Genomic DNA, 17263 nt, shown 5'->3' with positions numbered 1-17263 from the left:
CTGTATCTATTCATTAACCCTTCACTGCCCCAGCAATCCCATCTACAAAGTAGCGCTGCAAGAACAAGAAAATAACAATAATCGGAAGAATGGCGATCGTACCTCCAGCCGCAATCCCTGTCCAATCTACAACGTTTTCTCCCCTTAATGCATACAATCCAACAGCAAGAGGACGGAGATTGGGGGAACTGAGCGTTAGTATTAAAGGAATCATGAACGAGTTCCAAGACCAAATGAACTGCATGATTGTCACACTGCCGACGATGGGCTTGGATAACGGAAGCATGATCGTAAGAAATGTTCTTAAAAATCCGCATCCATCCATGATGGATGCTTCCTCCAGCTCCTTAGGAATCTGACTGAAGAAAGTTGAGAAAAGCAGGATAAATATAATATGCGCCCCTCCCGCTTCCGCAAGAATAACCCCAAGCAAATTGTTCATCAGTCCCAAATGTTTGATAAGATCATAGATCGGAATAATCGCAAACTCCATGGGAACAAACATGCTGGCAACTAGTACCCCTAAGAGCAGCTTCTTCCCTCTGAACGTATACCTGCCAAGTACATAGCCGCAAGTTGCTGTTGCGATAAGTACGATAAGGATGGTGCTGATGGAGATAACCACACTATTTAGAAAGTACCGCTCAAAGTTCGCTTCATTCCACGCTCTGATCAGATTGCCCATCTGAAAGCTGTTCGGAAGCAGCTTAAGGCCGTTTGCAAAAAACTCACTCTGGGTTTTGAAGGACGCTGAAACCATCCATAAGAACGGATAGATCCATACGAGACAAAAAGCAGTCATAACGACGTGAAACATGGATAATCGAATGATCTTCATGATTTTGCACGACCTTTAATTCGTTTATTCAGCACGGATTGGATAATGGCCAGAATACTAACCGTTACTGCAAAGAACAGACCCGCTGCCGAAGCATATCCCAATTGAGGCAATCCCATTTCACTGGAAAATGCGTACCTGTAAATATACGTGGACACAACATCCGTGGCAAAGAAGGGGCCCCCGTTCGTCATCGTTTTAATTAAATCAAACACCTTCAGCGAGTTGACGACATTTAGCAATAAGATGACGGCTCCTATCGGCAATAGAAGAGGTATCGTGATATAAACGAATAATTTGGTCCCTCTTGCGCCATCCACTTCAGCCGCCTCATAAAGATCCTTCGGGATGCTCTGCAATCCGGCTAGCCAATAAATCATGTTAATCCCTAAGTTTTTCCACACCGAGATGAGAATAACGGTAAACATCGACCATTTGGCGTCGCCTAACCAATTAATCGGCGTATCGAGCCAACCTATTTTCATAAGCGCATCATTCACCGCTCCGTCACTGCCCCAGATGAAAACCATGATAATACCGACAATCGATGTCGTCGTGACTACCGGCAAGAAGATTAACGTCCGATATATGCTGGCGCCCTTAAGCCTTGGACGATTCAGAACGACGGCAAGTACTAAGGGTACAAGGAGATTTAATGGCACGACACCCAACATGAATTTAAAACTATTTTTATACGCATTCCAAAAATAAGGATCCTTCGCCACGTCAACAAAATTACGTAGTCCGACAAAAGTTGAATCTGACGTTAAACCCGACCAATCCAACATGGCGTAGTAGAAGCTGGCCGCAATCGGCCAGCCTTGAAACAGAACGAAAAGGGCTACAGTAGGAAGTAGGAACAACCAACACCACAATTCAATTCTCCACTTGGTTTTCATGATGCGCGAACTCCCCGTCATTGAATTGACTTATAATCTTGCTGTGAGTAATTTTTGTCAGAACTCCAGTTAGAGAAAATGAAATCATTTTTATCTACTTTCGCACCTTCCGATTTTGCCTTCGCAATCGCTGTATCTAGTGACTTATCAACAATATCAGATAACTGTTTAAGTGCAGCATTGGGTTCTTTAATTGCCCCGGCAACAACGCCTTGGAGAATATCACCTACACCTGGCTGAACATCCTTGTAATTCCCATAAACACTTGCAAGCTCAGGGTTCCTGATTTGCGGATTAGGCACTAAACGCGAATACTTCTGAGCAATGTCATAGTACTGCTTGAATTGTGGTATTTCCGATGAGCTCTCATTGACCTCTTTGAGAATAGAGAAGCGATCTCCCGCTTTAACAAGCACGGACTGATAATCTTTATTGAAGTACTCCTTTAAATACAGGGCAGCTTCTTTGGGATGCTTCGTTGTTTTGGACATGCCAATCCAAGGACTATAGCTGGATCTAGGCAGGAAGCCCTTCTGACCTGCATCCGGAACAGGTGGCGCCATGACACCAAAGTCCAAGTTAGGGTTGTCACGTTTCCATACGCCAATCGACCATTCCCCTTGCAATATAAAACCGGCTTGACCTTCTCCAAATAATGCTCGAGCTTCAGGTGCAGATATGCTCATCGTCTTCGGATGGAAACTTCCGTCATCCTTCAACCCCTTGAATAAATTCATGACATCAAGTACTTCTTTACTGTCATAGTTAGCATCATGCGTGATCAAACTGATCGGCGATTGTTGATTTAGACCGCTGCCTCCCAGTGCCGACCAGTCCATAGCCGCTAATTTCCATCGACCGATTTGTTTACCGCCCTCGATGATACCGAAAGCTTTGCCTTTACCTGCTTCTGTGATTTTCTTAGCGGCTTGGCGGAATTCTGTGTACGTCTTTGGCGGGTTTTCGGGGTCTAATCCGGCATCTCGAAACAACTGCTTATTGTAAAATACGAGCGTACTCGGCACACTCGCCAGGGCCGGAATGGAATAGACTTTCCCATTTAGCATGGTCGAGCCTTCAACAAAGGCGCCATCTGCGAATTGATTTTTGAAAGCGTCATCAATATAAGGATCTAACGGCTGATACCACTCTCCCTTTACCGCCATGCTTAATGACATGTTACCGGGTATTGGGTATAGATCTGGTGCATCCCCCGATTTAATCGCGGTTGTAATGGTATTCTGAAACTGATCGACGCTCATTAGCGTATATTCGATTTTGATGTTGGGATATTTGGCTTCAAAATCTTTGATAAATTTTTCACGAAAAGGCTTCTCGCTGTCTGCCCAGTCCATCACGCGCAAGGTAACTTTTTCTCCGGATGTCGACGTCTGAGCTTTGTCCCCGGCAGTTCCTGTTGCAACAGGAGTTCCTGTGCTATTCGGATTCGGATTTGAAGCTGAACACGCCGTCATACTTTGTACAATTAGAGCAAATCCGATGAATAAGGCAGCATACTTCCGTTTTTGTACCAATGGTATATCCCCCTTTATTTTTGAAAAAATTACTTCCTGAACGAAAGCTCGTGTAGGGTGCGCAATGAGGATTGGATGCCTTCGATTTAACTATTATGTTATCTTACAATTTATCCTCAGACCATGTAGACGCGATTCCACTTTTTGTACTTTTGATACTTTTTCGAAATTGATTAGGGGACATGCGGAATGTTTTTTGAAAAGCACGGTTGAAATGAGACGCATCGTAGAAGCCGCATTTTTGAGAAATAAATTCAATCGTATTCTCGGGGTCTCCCAGCATTCGTTTGGCTTGCATGACGCGCATTTTTTGAAGCATCTGCATCGGCGTTAGGTCATACACCTGTTTAAAGGCCCGGCTAAAATAGACCGGATTCATATGGTAAATTTCCGCTAATTCCTCGCGAGTAATATTGCGCTCCAGCCCTTTCTCAATATAATGCAGGGCATAATTAAATCGGGCGATCTCGAACGTCTCTCTGGATTTGCGCTTATCACCGATTTTAGAGCTTTCTACAATTTCATGAATCAGAAAGAGCGCTAGAAAGACGGACTGCATAGAAGAGAGTTCCTCATTTTTCTGCTGCCATAAGTCTTGAAGCTCGTCGAACTTCTTCTCATACAGAGCGGAATCCCTAATTTTAATCACTTTATTCAAAGGAAACAGCTGGAAGAAATCTTCGCCTTCCCTGACATGTAATTTCAAGCTGAGGAGATAATGAACACCTTCTTCCTGTGAGATAACATTAAAAGGCGTATGGGGGCGATGAATCATAACATCTCCGGTTTTGGCTATATACTCTTTACCGTCGTCTGTTGTAATAACCTCTCCTTTTTTGATGTAAGATACCGTCAGATAAGGCTGATCGAAATCAAACATGATCCGAGAGTAGTATTGTATTTTTTTAACATCAAACAGCGTAATCGCATATAGATCCTCGATCTGAGTTGACATGGATTCTTCACTCCTAATTGGGTATGGTTACGACAAAAAAGCTCCTGAGATAACATGATTGTCATCCCAGAGGCGTCGCTCAATGTTACTTATTCTTTTAGGATTAATCGGCCAGGAGGTCGCTCAACTATGTATGAAGTTTAAATCACAAGATGAGCAAAATCAACTCATTGATAACAGCAAAAAGCATGCCCCCAAAGATTTGGGAGCATGCTCGATACTTCGCTACGCTATGATTTTAAGCATTAACCTTCGCTTTAATCTCTTCCAATGGCTTGTGGTTACCGTATTTCGGGTACTCGCGCGTAGTTGGCGCTGCCCACTGAACCGCATTGGAGATAACGCGGCGGATTTGCTCATTGTAGTACGTACGGTATGTTTCATGGCCTGGACGGAAGTAGAAAATCTTCCCGTTCCCACGATGGAACGTACATCCGCTGCGGAATACTTCGCCGCCTTCGAACCAAGAAACCATGATAAGTTCATCCGGTTGTGGGATGTCAAAATGCTCCCCGTACATTTCCTCTGCCTCAAGATCAATGTACTCGCCAATGCCTTCCACGATCGGATGACCTGGTGCAACGACCCATAGGCGCTCTTTCTCGTCGGCTTCGCGCCATTTGAGATCACAAGATGTGCCCATAAGGGTTTTGAACACTTTGGAGAAGTGGCCGGAATGCAGGACGATTAAGCCCATGCCTGCCCACACACGCTTTTGAACACGAGCTACGATCTCATCTTGTACTTCGCCGTGTGCTTTATGACCCCACCAGATCAGGACGTCCGTGTTGTTCAAGACTTCTTCCGTCAAACCATGCTCGGGATCATCTAATGTTGCATAGGTGACTTGGACAGAACCGCTCAGTCCCTCACCAATGGCTGTGTGAATACCATCAGGATAGGCAGCGCGGACTTTCTCGTTTTCTTTTTCATGACGAAATTCGTTCCAAACGGTTACATTTAATGGTTTACTCATCATTTCATGCCTCCACGATAGCGTATTCATTCTTACTTCTGAGTATAGGTTTTCTCAAGTGCCAAGGAAAGGCAGAATTGTGCTTACTTCTTATTCAATACTGTCATCGGATGTCTCGCAATGTTATACTTACTGAGACGAAATCTTATTCGAAAATGTCCAGCTTAGTGAGGTATTCCATGCCTATGAACCMTACTCTTAGTCCTGCAAATTTAACTGAAATTAGAAATGAAGAAGTCGTGTACCAGAACCCGCTTCTTTTCTTGAAAATATGGGAAATCCAATACGACTCCCCCCAATGTGGCTTGCCTGACCCTTGGACATGGCACTGGCATAAGCAAGTTGAGTTTCTCGTCGTAACCCAGGGTCAACTCGGCATCCAAACGAAAGATGCCTACACGATTATGGAGGCAGGGGATGTCTTGTTGCTTGGTTCCTCACAACCCCATCGCACACATAAATACTCCGAAGCGCCCCTGCACCAAATTGTATTTCAAATTGATCTGACACAGCATTTCGATTTGAGCACACTCGCTTATTTGCATTTATTTTCGGAGTTGACGCATTCCCTCGAACCGTTTAATGAACTTTTCCGTTCAAATAGCACGGTTAGAGCAAATGCTTACCAGCTCATCCGGCAAATTCATGAGGAGTCACAAACGCGTACCGTCGGCTATGAACTAGCCATTGTTGCTGCCATTAAGCACCTCCTGTTGCTCCTTCTGCGCAATGATAAACGTGATCTAGCTGGGCTTACTGAGGATTCCGGCATCTCACGTTTGCGCCCTGCGCTGACGTATATCGACGAGCATTTGACAGAGCGAATTACGGTCGAAGATGTGTGCCGCATTCTAAATCTGAGTTATCATTACTTTATTAAGTATTTTAAAAAAGTGATGGGACTATCCTTTATTGATTATGTGAATTATAAACGTATCAAAAAAGCCGAGCGCCTCCTGCTCACTGGGGATCTCAGTATTATGGAAATTAGCTATGAAGCCGGCATTCAGAATATGGCTCAGTTCTACAAGCTGTTCAAGCGATACAATCAATGCTCGCCTAAAGAATTTAAGCAGCGGCTCCGGGATCATACGGAGGTGCAGGATGAGCAACCGGTCGGGGCAATAACAGAATGAAGATCGGCGGGCCCTTAGGGGAGGAATCCCGCCTGGCTGATGAAGACACGCTCCTGCGGGAAATGCCGCAGGAGCTGTTCGTGTACGCGCCGATACGCATCCCGACTGTACCAGTCGGTCAGCTCCAGCTCGTCATAAATGGCACGCACGCCGATGCGTGCCGTGCGCCCTCCCCCACTGCCATCGCCCATGAAGTAATCGTCGATGCACACCCGATCCACGATGCCCGCCAGCCGCTCGGCGAAGCCGTCCGAGCTGGGCAGCGCTGGCGCTATCGTGGCCTGCACCGGGATTCCGCGAGCGGCGAGCTCGCGTAGTGCTTCCAGCCGCGCCGCGATCGGTGGCGCGGACGGGGTGAACGCGCGGCGGATATCCTCGCGGTCCGTCTCCACCGTCATGCTGACTCGGACGCGGTCGCCGAGCAGCTGAAGCAGGTCCGCATCCCGCGTCACGAGCGGGCTGCGGGTTTGCACGAACAAGAAGTCCGGCTGCGCCACGGACATCACCTCGAGGAGCGCACGGGTGAGGCGCTCCTTGTACTCGATCGGCTGATAAKGGTCCGTCGCCGAGGAGAAGAAGATCGTGACGGGCCCTTTGCTCTTGGCCCGCGCCAGCTCCTTGGCAAGGAGTGCGGGCGCGTTCTCCTTCACGTCAACCCAGCTGCCCCAGGGTTCGCTGCGGAACAAGGCCACCGGCATTTGCCGCACATAGCAGTAGGAGCAGGCAAATGCGCAGCCCGTGTATGGATTTAACGTATGCGAGTAGCCTTCGAGAAATCCGCTCGCTTTCGTCAGTATCGACTTCGACTGCTTACGCTTCACATCGACCTGCATGGATACACCTCCCTTTATTTCCAGAACCACCTCTCATACACCAGATAGCCGAAGAACGAAAGGACTCCTAAAGAGATATTGAACCATCCTGCAAATAAAGCTGCTTTTTTCTCTTTGAGCATGTTGGCCTTCGTATAATTTTTTACATCGAAAACTAACACTAGCAACCCAGAGACCAACAGCAGCAAAACCGTGTAATTGTTAAAGGTAATCATTGGCCGAATCCTTCCCTAGTTGGTTTTCGTCCCAATTCGTCTAATCTTAACGTGTACCGTGACATCGAAGGACATCTCTTTATATTGATCATGCCATGATTCCTCGGTTTTGATTTCCTTGTTCCAGTAGGCTGGCTGCGTCGCGCGCACATATTCACCGAAACCGAAAATGTCACTGCCATCCTTCTGAGTCTGCTGAATTAATTTCCCGAATCCCACGTTAGCGTCTTCTTGAATTTTCTCCTCCAGCTTCTTCAAATTATCTTTTGTAATGAGTACCTTCTCATTCGATTTCTCCGTTAAATCCCCTTCGATTTGACATTTTATGATGGTATGCACTTTTCCATTTTTGATAGTTGTCGTTATTCGCGACTTTCGGTGAGTAGATTTAAAAATAACCAACGTTTTTGAGCCTGGCATTTCCTGAATAACACTATACCCCCMTGGGTTGATTTGTTTGATCGCCATATAATGTCCGATTTGCAAGGGTGTTGTGACGCCAACCATTTTATCGTTTTTAAAATAGGCCATCCCAGCAAGCTCAATGTTCGATTCCTTCTTTAATTCCAAATAAGGAAGCATCCCTTCCTGCCCCTTGGCAGAATTCGCACTTAAAAAGACACCCAAGAAAATGTTGGGCAGAGTGCCCCTTTCTCTAGAATGTTCCAGTGTAGCGAGCAAATATAAAGTCGGAACGCGCTCTAATTGCGGATTGGCTTTAATGATGTCGGCTGCGTTTCCTTTGGATACGACCATCCAAACGGTTCTTCTGACCTGAGGTTGACGCCGAAAGAAGTCGTCTTCATTCTCGATCCCTTTTTTGGCTACAACTTCCGAAATCACGATGACCCGTAAATGGCCAAAAAACAACTTATCTGCGAGCTGTTGCTGAAGATTCAATAATGCGTCATCAATGGTATATCCGACGCTGGTCAACACCCAAACCGGTTTTTCCCCAGAAGGGTTGCCGGATCCGCTCCCTGCACCTAGCGGAATGCGGCCCGGAACAGCAATTTGGACGGTGATACGAATGAGTCCCTTGTTAGCCTCTGGATCCAGTTTCAGAATATGGGTAGCATTGCTGCTTTCTTTCTCATCACCTGGCTTCGCCTTATCAATGCCAATCGCCAGGACGACAGCGCGATCTTCGATTTCTAGGCGATCCCAGCAGCCTGTAAGCAAAGGGGCAACCAACACGAAAACAAGAATCTGTTTAATCAGATTTTGCCACAAGTTGATCACCCCGATTTTTTTTCTTTCGAATCATGGCCACAACAAATAAGACAAATGGATACGCAACTGTGAAGATTAGTCCCCAGCGGCCGACAACTTGAATGATTTCATACATCTGCAGCAGATTTTGTGAGAACATCGCAATAACGTAGATAAAGGGAACAAGCAAGAAGGCGAACATTTTATGATCTCGCAAACGCAAAAGCTGGCTTGAGAAATATATGGCTAAATAATAGTTAGACAACAATGTCGTAAACACTGCGGTAACCCATACAGCAAGAAATGCACCGTCTAAACGCTCTAGGATATTGGCGGGCAATGATGTCGTCTTGGCTAATTCCAGTGTCGGCCAGACTAATTTTTTAATTTCCTCAGCTCCGAAGACGCCAACGGTAGCAATCACGATAAGTATATAAAAGGACCCAGCTGCTAACATACCAATAAACCCAGCAATCATGGCTTTCTCCGGCCTGCGCATCGCAGGTATGACGATCGTCATGACAAATGAGCCTTGAAATAAAGCAGCCATCGTGAGAATTCCCATTGGCATACCGGTTGGTTCATTGCCCCACAGGGGCAGAAGATTAATTAAGTGTGCATTCTTTAGTGAGAGCACGACAATAACTAGTCCCGGAAATACGATGATCGGGAAATAAAAATGGTGAAAGTATGTAAATGTCGTTATATCTACGCGAGAAGAAACAGCCGCTAGCAGCAACATAACGATCACCGTCACCTCTAGGGGTGTTTTAGTTAAAACGGAAGTGACGACAACCTCCCCAAATTCACGTGATGCCAGGGCTGTAATCAAGCAAAAGAACAAGATAATCAAAACACTAAATCCACGCGCCGGCCATTTACCAATCAGATCCCCGCTGTACTCAATAATAGATTTCGTGGGAAAACGCATCCCAAGCTTGGTTAATAACCAAAGTCCTAACAAACCAACCAAAAAGCCTAGCAAAGTGACAAGAGGCGCCCCGGAATCGGCTGCTCTGACAGCAAATAACGAGAGGGCTAACACCCCCACCCCAATGATTGTACTAATCAGTATGATCGCCGCTTGTATCACTGTTACCTGGCGAGGATGCTCCATCGTTTACGTTCCTCCTTGTATCTCCGACTTTCAAAGGGTCTAATGTGTTGTTTGGCGCTTCTTCACTCATTTCTTTTGTTATTTTCCCAAGACGGGTGTCATTAGGTGTGTGTAAAAGTGCCGGCCTCTTCGGCATGGACCACAGCGGCAGCCGAGCTAGCGTATCCTTCATCCCTTGGAAATTACCTGGGACTAGCGGGCTTAAGTAAGGAACACCGAACGACTTTAAGGAAAGCATATGGTTGGCGATCAGAATCAACCCGATCATCACCCCATATAGACCGAATATGCCAGATAAAATCACAAGTGGAAAGCGCAGCAGTCTAAGGGCCAAGGCCGCATTGTAAGCCGGTGTGGCAAAGGAACCGATCGTCGTCAAAGCGATGATAACAACCGTAATCGGTGAAATAAATCCTGCCGCAACCGCTGCCTGTCCAACAACAAGCACACCAACAATGGAGAGCGCTCCACCAACCTGCTGCGGCAGCCGAAGTGTTGCTTCCCTTAATACTTCCATGGATATCTCCATGATCAGAACTTCGATAACAGAAGGGAAAGGCACTCCCGCTCTCCCCCCGGCTACTGCTACCGCAAACTCGGTAGGGATGAGTTCTGGATTAAACGAAATTAAGGCCACATATAACGATGGGAAAATCAGCGAGAAAACCAGGGCTACCAAGCGTGACAGCCGTATGAAACTGACGAGAAGATACCTCTCTGAGTAATCCTCGACCGTTTGATAAAATTGACTGAATACCGTAGGCAATATGAGGGCAAACGGTGATCCGTCAACAAGCAGGATGACTCTGCCTTCCAAAAGATTGGCGACCGCTTTATCCGGTCGTTCTGTGTTTTGAATTTGCGGGAACGGGGACAAATGGTTATCTTCGATAAACTGTTCCAAATATCCAACGTCTAGGATGCCATCAATATCAATCAACGATAAACGTCTGAACACTTCTTCTACGAGTGCAGGATTCACAATGCCGTCAATGTAGCAGAGCGCCACTTTGGATTTGGTGATACGTCCTATACGAATCGTTTTTATCCGTAAGTCCGGCGTCGGGAGACGGTAGCGAAGCAGGGCTAGATTCGTACCCAACATTTCGATAAAGCCTTCCCTTGCGCCACGGATCACCTGTTCCGTTTCTGGTTGCGTGATCGATCGCTTGTCAACATGGCGTGTACTGAAGATAAATGCATCCGTTATTCCGTCAACGAGAAGAACCGTTTTCCCTTCAACGATAGCTTGGATAATCTCATTCAGCCCTGTTTCCGTTCTTCCTTCACACGCATAAAGGATATCATTTAAAAGAAACTCCTTCATGGGGCGGCTTACTGCTTTAGCAAATTCTTGAGAAGACGTTAGCATCAGTGGCTTCAAAATATGATCGTTCAAATACTGTTTATCAATCAAGTCAGGGAAATACATCACGACTGCTGGCTTATCGGAAAATATGCAAAACCGGCGTATGATGAAATCGTCATTTTCACCGAGTATCTGTTGAACATATGTAATCGTCGCTTCCAGTTGCGTGCTGACACTCGCCTCATGGTTGGCTTCCATAATCTGATGAGCAGGTGAATCCTTCAGCGGGATCATACGAGGATGCTGACTTTGGGATGTTTGTTTGGTCCGTAGCTTATTCCAACTCCAAAAGGTCACGCAATTCGCCCCCTGTCCCTGTACATACACTCAAGATGATTTCAGCTTCCTATTCCCATTCATTTCCTTCCCCGTATTTTTATCTATATTTGGGATTTTATGCATGGAGGCGTGAATGGGAGTGAATTTATTATCAATAACGGCGAATAGGAGCCGCTTACTGTCATCGATAAGTGACAATAAACAACTCCCACAAAGTTGAAAAACCCTTCCTACTTAGGATAGAAATTCAACGTCCTACTTCCCCTGCGCCTCCAAATGCAGAAGCTTCTCCTTATTCCCCAAACCGCCGCGATAGCCCGTCAGTGCGCCATCCTTCCCTACGACGCGATGGCAAGGTACAACGATAAGCACAGGATTTGCGCCAATGGCGGTGCCAACCGCACGTACGGCACTGGATCTATCTAGCATTTGGGCTACCTGTGAATAACTCACCGTTTCACCATGCGCAATTTCGTGCAGCGCTCTCCACACCGACTGTTGAAACTCCGTCCCCCGCAGATCCAATGGCAGTTCAAAACTTCTTCGCTCCCCACTCAAATATTCGTCCAGTTGCAGCATGTAAGGCTTTAACTTATCCGCTTGCTGAATCCAGCCGCTCGGATGTCCAATCTTTCTCGCCCATTGGGTGAATTCTTGCCACGCTTCAACGTCAACGCCATCTCTCGCGTCACCTTTCTGAAACTGCAAGTAACCCAACCCTACATCCGTTACCGCCATCACGAAATGACGATCTTGCACCCGAACCGCACCCCAGTAAATCGTTTGGGTACCCACACTTTCCACAACTTCTCTCACCATGTTGCAACCAACCTCCCAACTCGGTTATCGTTAATGCATAGGCTGTTGCCGAAACTCTGTCGGCGTAAGTCCTGTTCTCTTCTGAAACAATGTCGCAAAATGCGCAGCATTCGCCATACCCACCCGTGACCCGATCACCTGCACGGGCATGTCCGTGGTGATTAGAAGCTTTTTTGCTGCTGCAAGCCGGACCTCTTGGATATACATAAGCGGCGTCACGCCAGCTACTCGTTTGAAAGTCCTTTGCAGATGATACGTACTCGCATAGAAATGCTCCGAAAGCGTCGCTAACGACAGCGGTTCAGCGAAGTGCTCTTCGATATGCGCCTTCATTTCCGCAACCCATGCCTCATCGGGAAGCCGGATGCCGTCAGGCCGACACCTTTTACAAGGACGGAAACTTGCTGCCATTGCTGCTTGGCTGTGATGAAAAATACGCACATGCTCCCGCTTTGGAAGTCTCGATTTGCAGGAAGGCCGGCAGAAGATCCCTGTCGTCGCCACCGCATAATAAAACGTCCCGTCATACGCCGCATCATTCGCAACGATGGCTTGCCAATACCGCTCCTGCATACCGGATGCCCCTCTCTTTGCGTTCCTTTTATAAGCTCAGTATACCCAAACAGACCTGTGGTTGTAAGGGCTCCGAGATGAGAAAGCAAGATTACAAAAGCCGCTCTCGGCGATAATGCAAGTAACGACTTCCTACCGATAAGGAGAATAACGATGCCACACCTGCAAGCTTTTGACCCATCCCGCCTACAATGGCACGAACCATCGAGCACGCTCTCGCTAGCTCTGCCTGGGCCTTTTCGATATGAGCAAAATATCGGTTATTTAAGTCGCTCAACCAATGAATGCCTATTCGTTGTGGATAACTCTAGCATCTATAAGCTGCTGCCAGTTGGGGATAACCTCGCGCTTATCGCTGTCCACAGTGAGGATGACGAGGAGCTACATATCCGAATTGTCCACTATAGTGGTACTAGTTTAACCGCTGCGGTCCGCGATGATATCGCTCGCTATGTGTGGGAGTGGTTTGATTTGGGGACGGATTTGATGCCATTGTATGCGATGGAGGACCCGATCCTGCAGCAAGTGACGGAGGAATTCCGTGGGCTGCGTCTGATGGGGATTCCCGATTTGTTTGAGGCGATGAGCTGGGGGATAATCGGTCAGCAGATTAACTTGGCTTTCGCCTATACGCTCAAAAGACGCCTAGTCGAAACCTTCGGCACATCGCTAGATTGGGAGGGACGAACGTATTGGGCGTTCCCGACGCCGGAGCGGATTGCTGCTCTCACGACAGAGGATCTAACCGCTTTACAATTCACGGGTAAAAAAGCGGAGTACCTCATTGGCGTTGCCAATCTCATGGCGGAAGGATCATTATCCAAGGCTGGGCTGCTTGCGATGAGCGATTTCCTAGCCATGGAAAAAGATCTGCTGCGCATTCGCGGCATCGGCCCCTGGACGGCCAACTATGTGGGGATGCGCTGTCTGCGCAACCCCGCTGCGTTCCCGTTGGCCGACGTCGGCCTGCATAACGCGCTGAAGCATGTGCTTGGCCTGGAGGCCAAGCCTTCGCTTGAAGAGATCCGCCAGCTCGCGGAGGGTTGGCGGGGCTKGGAAGCTTACGCCACGTTTTACTTGTGGCGGGTTTTATATTAGCCGCGGTAGGGGCGCGGCTGGGCACTTGGCGCAGCCCGCGTTAACCCCCCCCGCCTAAGCTATCCCTATCGCCCCGCCTCCGCCGCCGCTGAAATAACTGTATTTTTTGTAGCTAATTTCGGCGAAACTCGGTTATAAATCCATTTAACTGTATTTCATGTAGCTAATTCGTCAACATTTCACCATTTTGAGTAAAACAGCTGAAAATAACTACATGTTATCCAGCTAAATGTTTATTTCAGCGAAATATATCAATAATAGCTGTACTTTTTCCATCTAATGTTGGGTAAATTGCAATGTTGGGAGAGTGAAGGAGGAAGTGATGGATTACTTGCACTATTTAGGGGCTAGGAGGTGTTGGGTGACTTCTATTGTGTTCGGGGGTGAGAAACTTGGTGCTGATCACGTGCAAGTTGCAGAGTGAGGGTGAGAGTTCTGTGAAGAGTGGATTAAAGTACATGAGAGTGAATTAGAGTAGATTGAAATGAATAGAAAGTGAAGGGAGCATCGGTAGCAGGCATAAACAAATGTCCATCGGAATTGGGAATTATGAGCAAGCTAATTTGTTCTGACGGGAATCACCAGTTAGCGTGTCTAAGTTAGACTGCCGTGAATCAGCGGTTGGAGCAACTAAGTTGTTCCGCATGTGAATCAACGGTTAATAGTTAATACTGTTAATCTGTTCTTACTGGAACTCACTAATTAACTCAACTAACCACTCACTTTTGCGGCTCCACAGTCAGATTCTCCTTCGGCATCTCACTCGAGCATTCATAGCATACTAACGATTTATCCGCCTGCACGACGCCATCCAGAAATCCCATTTTGCAATAAATGGGCTTCTCACATGTGCGACAATGCCCAATGAGCTCTTCCATATCGGCCACTCCTCCTTCAAGCTTCTCTTCTCTTCCTTCGCCACATGATCTTCCTGTGAAAAACTTCCACGCCAACTAACCGCTTCCCTCCATCGCGCCCAACTCAGCGCGAAAAAGGTTGCCATCGCTCGATGTAATCGAATGTGGCAACCTTTTGCTATCTCTATAAGTCGATCATGAGTACGAATTACGTAGCCGAAGGTGTTGCTGACGGTGTCGACGGAGCTGGTCTGCGCTCCCCACCGTGGCCTGGCTTACCTTTGAACGAACCACCGTCTTCACGGAGCTGTGGTACTGGTCGCTCACCGCCGCCTTTGCGTTCGACGAAGTTTTTCAGTTCATCTGTCAGGCTGTCTTTGAGCTTAGCGATCAACTGATCCTCCGTGAGGCCTTTCGCAGCTGCGATCTCGGCAAGGGACTTCCCTGCTTTACGCTCAGTCGCCAGTTCTTCTTCGGTTATACCGAGAATCGCAGCGATTTCGTGCGGAGCAACCCCAACGCCACCGGGCATTGGCATGTTAGGCATGTTGCCGCCGCGAGGCATCGGCTTTTTATCGAAATTCATTGCATGAGGTTTGGCTTCTACCATTTTTTTCAAACGATCCGCAAGTCCTTCTTTGAGCTTATCTGCCTGTTCTTGCTTGATTTTGCCCTCGCTAAGTGCTGTATCGATTTTCTTCGTTTCTGCCTCTGTCAATTTAGCAAGCAACGCGTCTTCACTGAGGTTGGCTTTCTCCTGTGCGATTTGAACGAGGGTTTTGCCCGCATCAATTTCTGCTTTAAGAGTCGCTTTATCCAAGCCAAGGATGGAAGAAAAATCGATTACGCCTCCAAAACCGCCGCCTTTACCAAAATCAAAACCGCCCCTTGGTGCTTGCTGCCTCTCAAAGCTATGTTTATCCTGAAATTTCTTAGGTGTTGGTGTCGTGTTGGTGTCGTTAGCAAACGCTTGATTATGCTGAAGTACGAAGCCGCCACTGATCAATAATCCAGCTGCGAGTGTGCCGATAATCCACGTTTTATGAATGCGCTTCATCCGTGTTAGCCACCTTTTTCACAATTTGGTCAATTCTTCTTTCAGTATAAACCTTAATTGTGAAAAATCCTTGAATTTTTTAAAAAAAGTGAGTCGATCTTACGCTTTTTCTCGCGTCATGAACACGAAACAGAGTACACCACCCAGCTCCATGACGGCGATGATTATGCCTAGAGGTACAGCTGTCTGGCTGCCGCCAAGACCGACTAGCGGTGCTACTAAACCGCCGATGACGAAGGTCATTAAGCCCAGCAAGGCTGCGGCGCTGCCGGCTGTTTTGCCTTGATTTTGCAGCGCCAAAGAGGACGTTGAAACCGAAACAGGACCAATACAGGCCACGATGAGGAAGAACGCTGGCAATATCACAATCAGCCCAGCCCCACTAAGCGTTGCCACGAGCAGCAGCAGTCCTCCTAGAACAGCTATCACTAAGCCTCCGGCTAGCAAACGGTGATTGCTGACTTTGCCCGCAAGTCGTCCCGTAATTTGCCCGGCTAGGATGACGCCAGCCCCATTCACGGCGAAGATCACACTGAACATTTGGGGAGAAACATCAAATATATCCTGCAGAACAAACGGCGACCCCGAAATATAGGCGAACATACCAGCGAAGATGAGCCCCTGCGTTAACGCATAGCCCATGAACAAACGGTCCGTGAGCAGACCTCGGAATATGCGCAGGGTATTCGTAAGCCCGCCTTTGGAGCGGCGTTCCGGCGGGTGGGTTTCTTTTAGCCCAAGTACAACAATGATGAGCATCACGACACCGATCAAGCTAAGCACAAGAAATACACCGCGCCATGAGGTGAATTGCAGCAGCTGGCCGCCGATAATCGGAGCTAGGATAGGAGCTGAACCATTCACGAGCATCAGCAGTGCAAAAAATTTCGTCAACGCCACGCCCTCATACATATCACGAACGATCGCTCGGGAAATAACGATTCCTGCAGCTCCTGCCATCCCCTGCACAAAGCGCAGGATCAGGAATGCCCAGATCGATGGCGCAACCATACAAAGTGCGGAGGCGACGCCATAAATCAGGAGGCCGACCAACAAAGGCATGCGTCTTCCGCGCACATCACTCACCGATCCAGCAATGAGCTGGCCTAGAGAGAGACCGAGCATGCAGGCGGTTAAGCTCATTTGTGCGAGCGAAGTTGTTGTATGGAGATCACCCGCAATGACAGGCAGGGCCGGCAGGTACATATCGAGAGAAAGCGGCCCGAAGGAGGCGAGTAAACCGAGCACCAGCACCATCCATAAGCGGCTGCCGCTCGTTGTTTCTTTGGCTTGAGAAGCAATGGACATAAGCGATCACATTCTTTCCTAATTATCCATTTAACCTACCATTGGGATATGATTTTGTCTAGTTGGTTCATTCTGAAGGGAAGCCCTGCTGCTTAAGAGCCCCGATGGAATGTGAAAGGGAACCTAGGTACGCTATTGTCGACTAAAACGGTGCTTTTGGCAATGGGAGGGAACGTAGGGACGCTAT

General features: G+C 47.6%; 17 protein-coding genes. 2 read left to right on the top strand and 15 right to left on the bottom strand.

All coding sequences use genetic code 11. The features are described from left to right. Nucleotides 1-13: 13 nt before the first annotated feature. From AC1DLM_RS05945 to AC1DLM_RS05925, 5 genes are all read right to left on the bottom strand, one after another. Complete coding sequence (locus AC1DLM_RS05945; RefSeq protein WP_441989370.1) at nt 14-838, bottom strand: carbohydrate ABC transporter permease; 825 nt, start codon at nt 836-838, stop codon at nt 14-16. Then, complete coding sequence (locus AC1DLM_RS05940) at nt 835-1737, bottom strand: carbohydrate ABC transporter permease (protein ID WP_477569409.1); 903 nt, start codon at nt 1735-1737, stop codon at nt 835-837. The genes AC1DLM_RS05945 and AC1DLM_RS05940 overlap by 4 nt, the downstream gene beginning before the upstream one ends. A 17-nt stretch (nt 1738-1754) precedes the next feature. After that, entirely contained in the window at nt 1755-3272 is a 1518-nt protein-coding gene (locus AC1DLM_RS05935; protein WP_477569408.1) for an ABC transporter substrate-binding protein, read from the bottom strand. Between the two features lie 103 nt (nt 3273-3375). Next, nucleotides 3376-4227, bottom strand: a complete 852-nt coding sequence (locus tag AC1DLM_RS05930; protein WP_477569407.1) for a helix-turn-helix domain-containing protein — start codon at nt 4225-4227, stop codon at nt 3376-3378. A 238-nt stretch (nt 4228-4465) separates the two neighbouring features. Beyond that, nucleotides 4466-5203 (bottom strand): ThuA domain-containing protein, encoded by a 738-nt coding sequence (locus AC1DLM_RS05925; RefSeq protein ID WP_477569470.1) that lies wholly within the window; start codon nt 5201-5203, stop codon nt 4466-4468. Nucleotides 5204-5382: 179 nt separating this feature from the next. On the opposite strand from AC1DLM_RS05925, the gene AC1DLM_RS05920 reads away from it, so the two are divergent. Further along, on the top strand, nt 5383-6339 hold the full coding sequence (locus tag AC1DLM_RS05920; protein ID WP_477569406.1) for a helix-turn-helix domain-containing protein: 957 nt from the start codon (nt 5383-5385) through the stop codon (nt 6337-6339). A 14-nt stretch (nt 6340-6353) separates the two neighbouring features. Here the strand turns inward: AC1DLM_RS05920 and AC1DLM_RS05915 are convergent, their stop codons facing one another. The 7 genes from AC1DLM_RS05915 to AC1DLM_RS05885 all read right to left on the bottom strand — a co-directional run bounded on the left by AC1DLM_RS05915 (nt 6354) and on the right by AC1DLM_RS05885 (nt 12756). Beyond that, nucleotides 6354-7172 carry an SPL family radical SAM protein gene (locus tag AC1DLM_RS05915; protein ID WP_477569405.1) on the bottom strand — a complete coding sequence of 273 codons (819 nt, stop codon included), beginning with the start codon at nt 7170-7172 and terminating at the stop codon, nt 6354-6356. A 14-nt stretch (nt 7173-7186) separates the two neighbouring features. Continuing rightward, nucleotides 7187-7387 carry a CLC_0170 family protein gene (locus AC1DLM_RS05910; protein ID WP_441989364.1) on the bottom strand — a complete coding sequence of 67 codons (201 nt, stop codon included), beginning with the start codon at nt 7385-7387 and terminating at the stop codon, nt 7187-7189. Between the two features lie 15 nt (nt 7388-7402). Then, nucleotides 7403-8620, bottom strand: coding sequence for a Ger(x)C family spore germination protein (locus AC1DLM_RS05905; protein ID WP_477569404.1), 1218 nt, complete (start codon nt 8618-8620; stop codon nt 7403-7405). Next, complete coding sequence (locus AC1DLM_RS05900) at nt 8601-9716, bottom strand: GerAB/ArcD/ProY family transporter (protein ID WP_477569403.1); 1116 nt, start codon at nt 9714-9716, stop codon at nt 8601-8603. Before AC1DLM_RS05900 ends, AC1DLM_RS05905 begins: the two co-directional genes overlap by 20 nt. Beyond that, nucleotides 9664-11319, bottom strand: a complete 1656-nt coding sequence (locus AC1DLM_RS05895) for a spore germination protein (protein ID WP_477569469.1) — start codon at nt 11317-11319, stop codon at nt 9664-9666. The genes AC1DLM_RS05900 and AC1DLM_RS05895 overlap by 53 nt, the downstream gene beginning before the upstream one ends. Nucleotides 11320-11619: 300 nt before the next feature. Continuing rightward, the gene (locus tag AC1DLM_RS05890) at nt 11620-12183 is read right to left on the bottom strand and encodes a methylated-DNA--[protein]-cysteine S-methyltransferase (protein WP_477569402.1); all 564 of its coding nucleotides are present in this window, start codon (nt 12181-12183) and stop codon (nt 11620-11622) included. A 30-nt stretch (nt 12184-12213) separates the two neighbouring features. Continuing rightward, on the bottom strand, nt 12214-12756 hold the full coding sequence (locus AC1DLM_RS05885; RefSeq protein WP_441989360.1) for a bifunctional transcriptional activator/DNA repair enzyme AdaA: 543 nt from the start codon (nt 12754-12756) through the stop codon (nt 12214-12216). A 153-nt stretch (nt 12757-12909) separates the two neighbouring features. Here AC1DLM_RS05885 and AC1DLM_RS05880 point away from each other — a divergent pair, with 153 nt between their 5' ends. After that, complete coding sequence (locus AC1DLM_RS05880) at nt 12910-13854, top strand: DNA-3-methyladenine glycosylase family protein (RefSeq protein ID WP_477569401.1); 945 nt, start codon at nt 12910-12912, stop codon at nt 13852-13854. A 719-nt stretch (nt 13855-14573) separates the two neighbouring features. Here the strand turns inward: AC1DLM_RS05880 and AC1DLM_RS05875 are convergent. The 3 genes from AC1DLM_RS05875 to AC1DLM_RS05865 all read right to left on the bottom strand — a co-directional run bounded on the left by AC1DLM_RS05875 (nt 14574) and on the right by AC1DLM_RS05865 (nt 17076). Then, nucleotides 14574-14732, bottom strand: a complete 159-nt coding sequence (locus AC1DLM_RS05875; protein ID WP_441989358.1) for a hypothetical protein — start codon at nt 14730-14732, stop codon at nt 14574-14576. A gap of 187 nt (nt 14733-14919) precedes the next feature. Next, nucleotides 14920-15768: a hypothetical protein gene (locus AC1DLM_RS05870; RefSeq protein ID WP_441989357.1), complete on the bottom strand. Its 849-nt coding sequence runs from the start codon at nt 15766-15768 to the stop codon at nt 14920-14922. A gap of 99 nt (nt 15769-15867) precedes the next feature. After that, on the bottom strand, nt 15868-17076 hold the full coding sequence (locus tag AC1DLM_RS05865) for a multidrug effflux MFS transporter (RefSeq protein ID WP_441989356.1): 1209 nt from the start codon (nt 17074-17076) through the stop codon (nt 15868-15870). Between the last annotated feature and the right edge of the window lie 187 nt (nt 17077-17263).

The sequence above is a fragment of the Paenibacillus sp. 01T442 genome (assembly GCF_056398345.1).
Note: the sequence above shows the minus strand (reverse complement) of the source record. Positions and strands in the feature narration are given on the sequence as shown.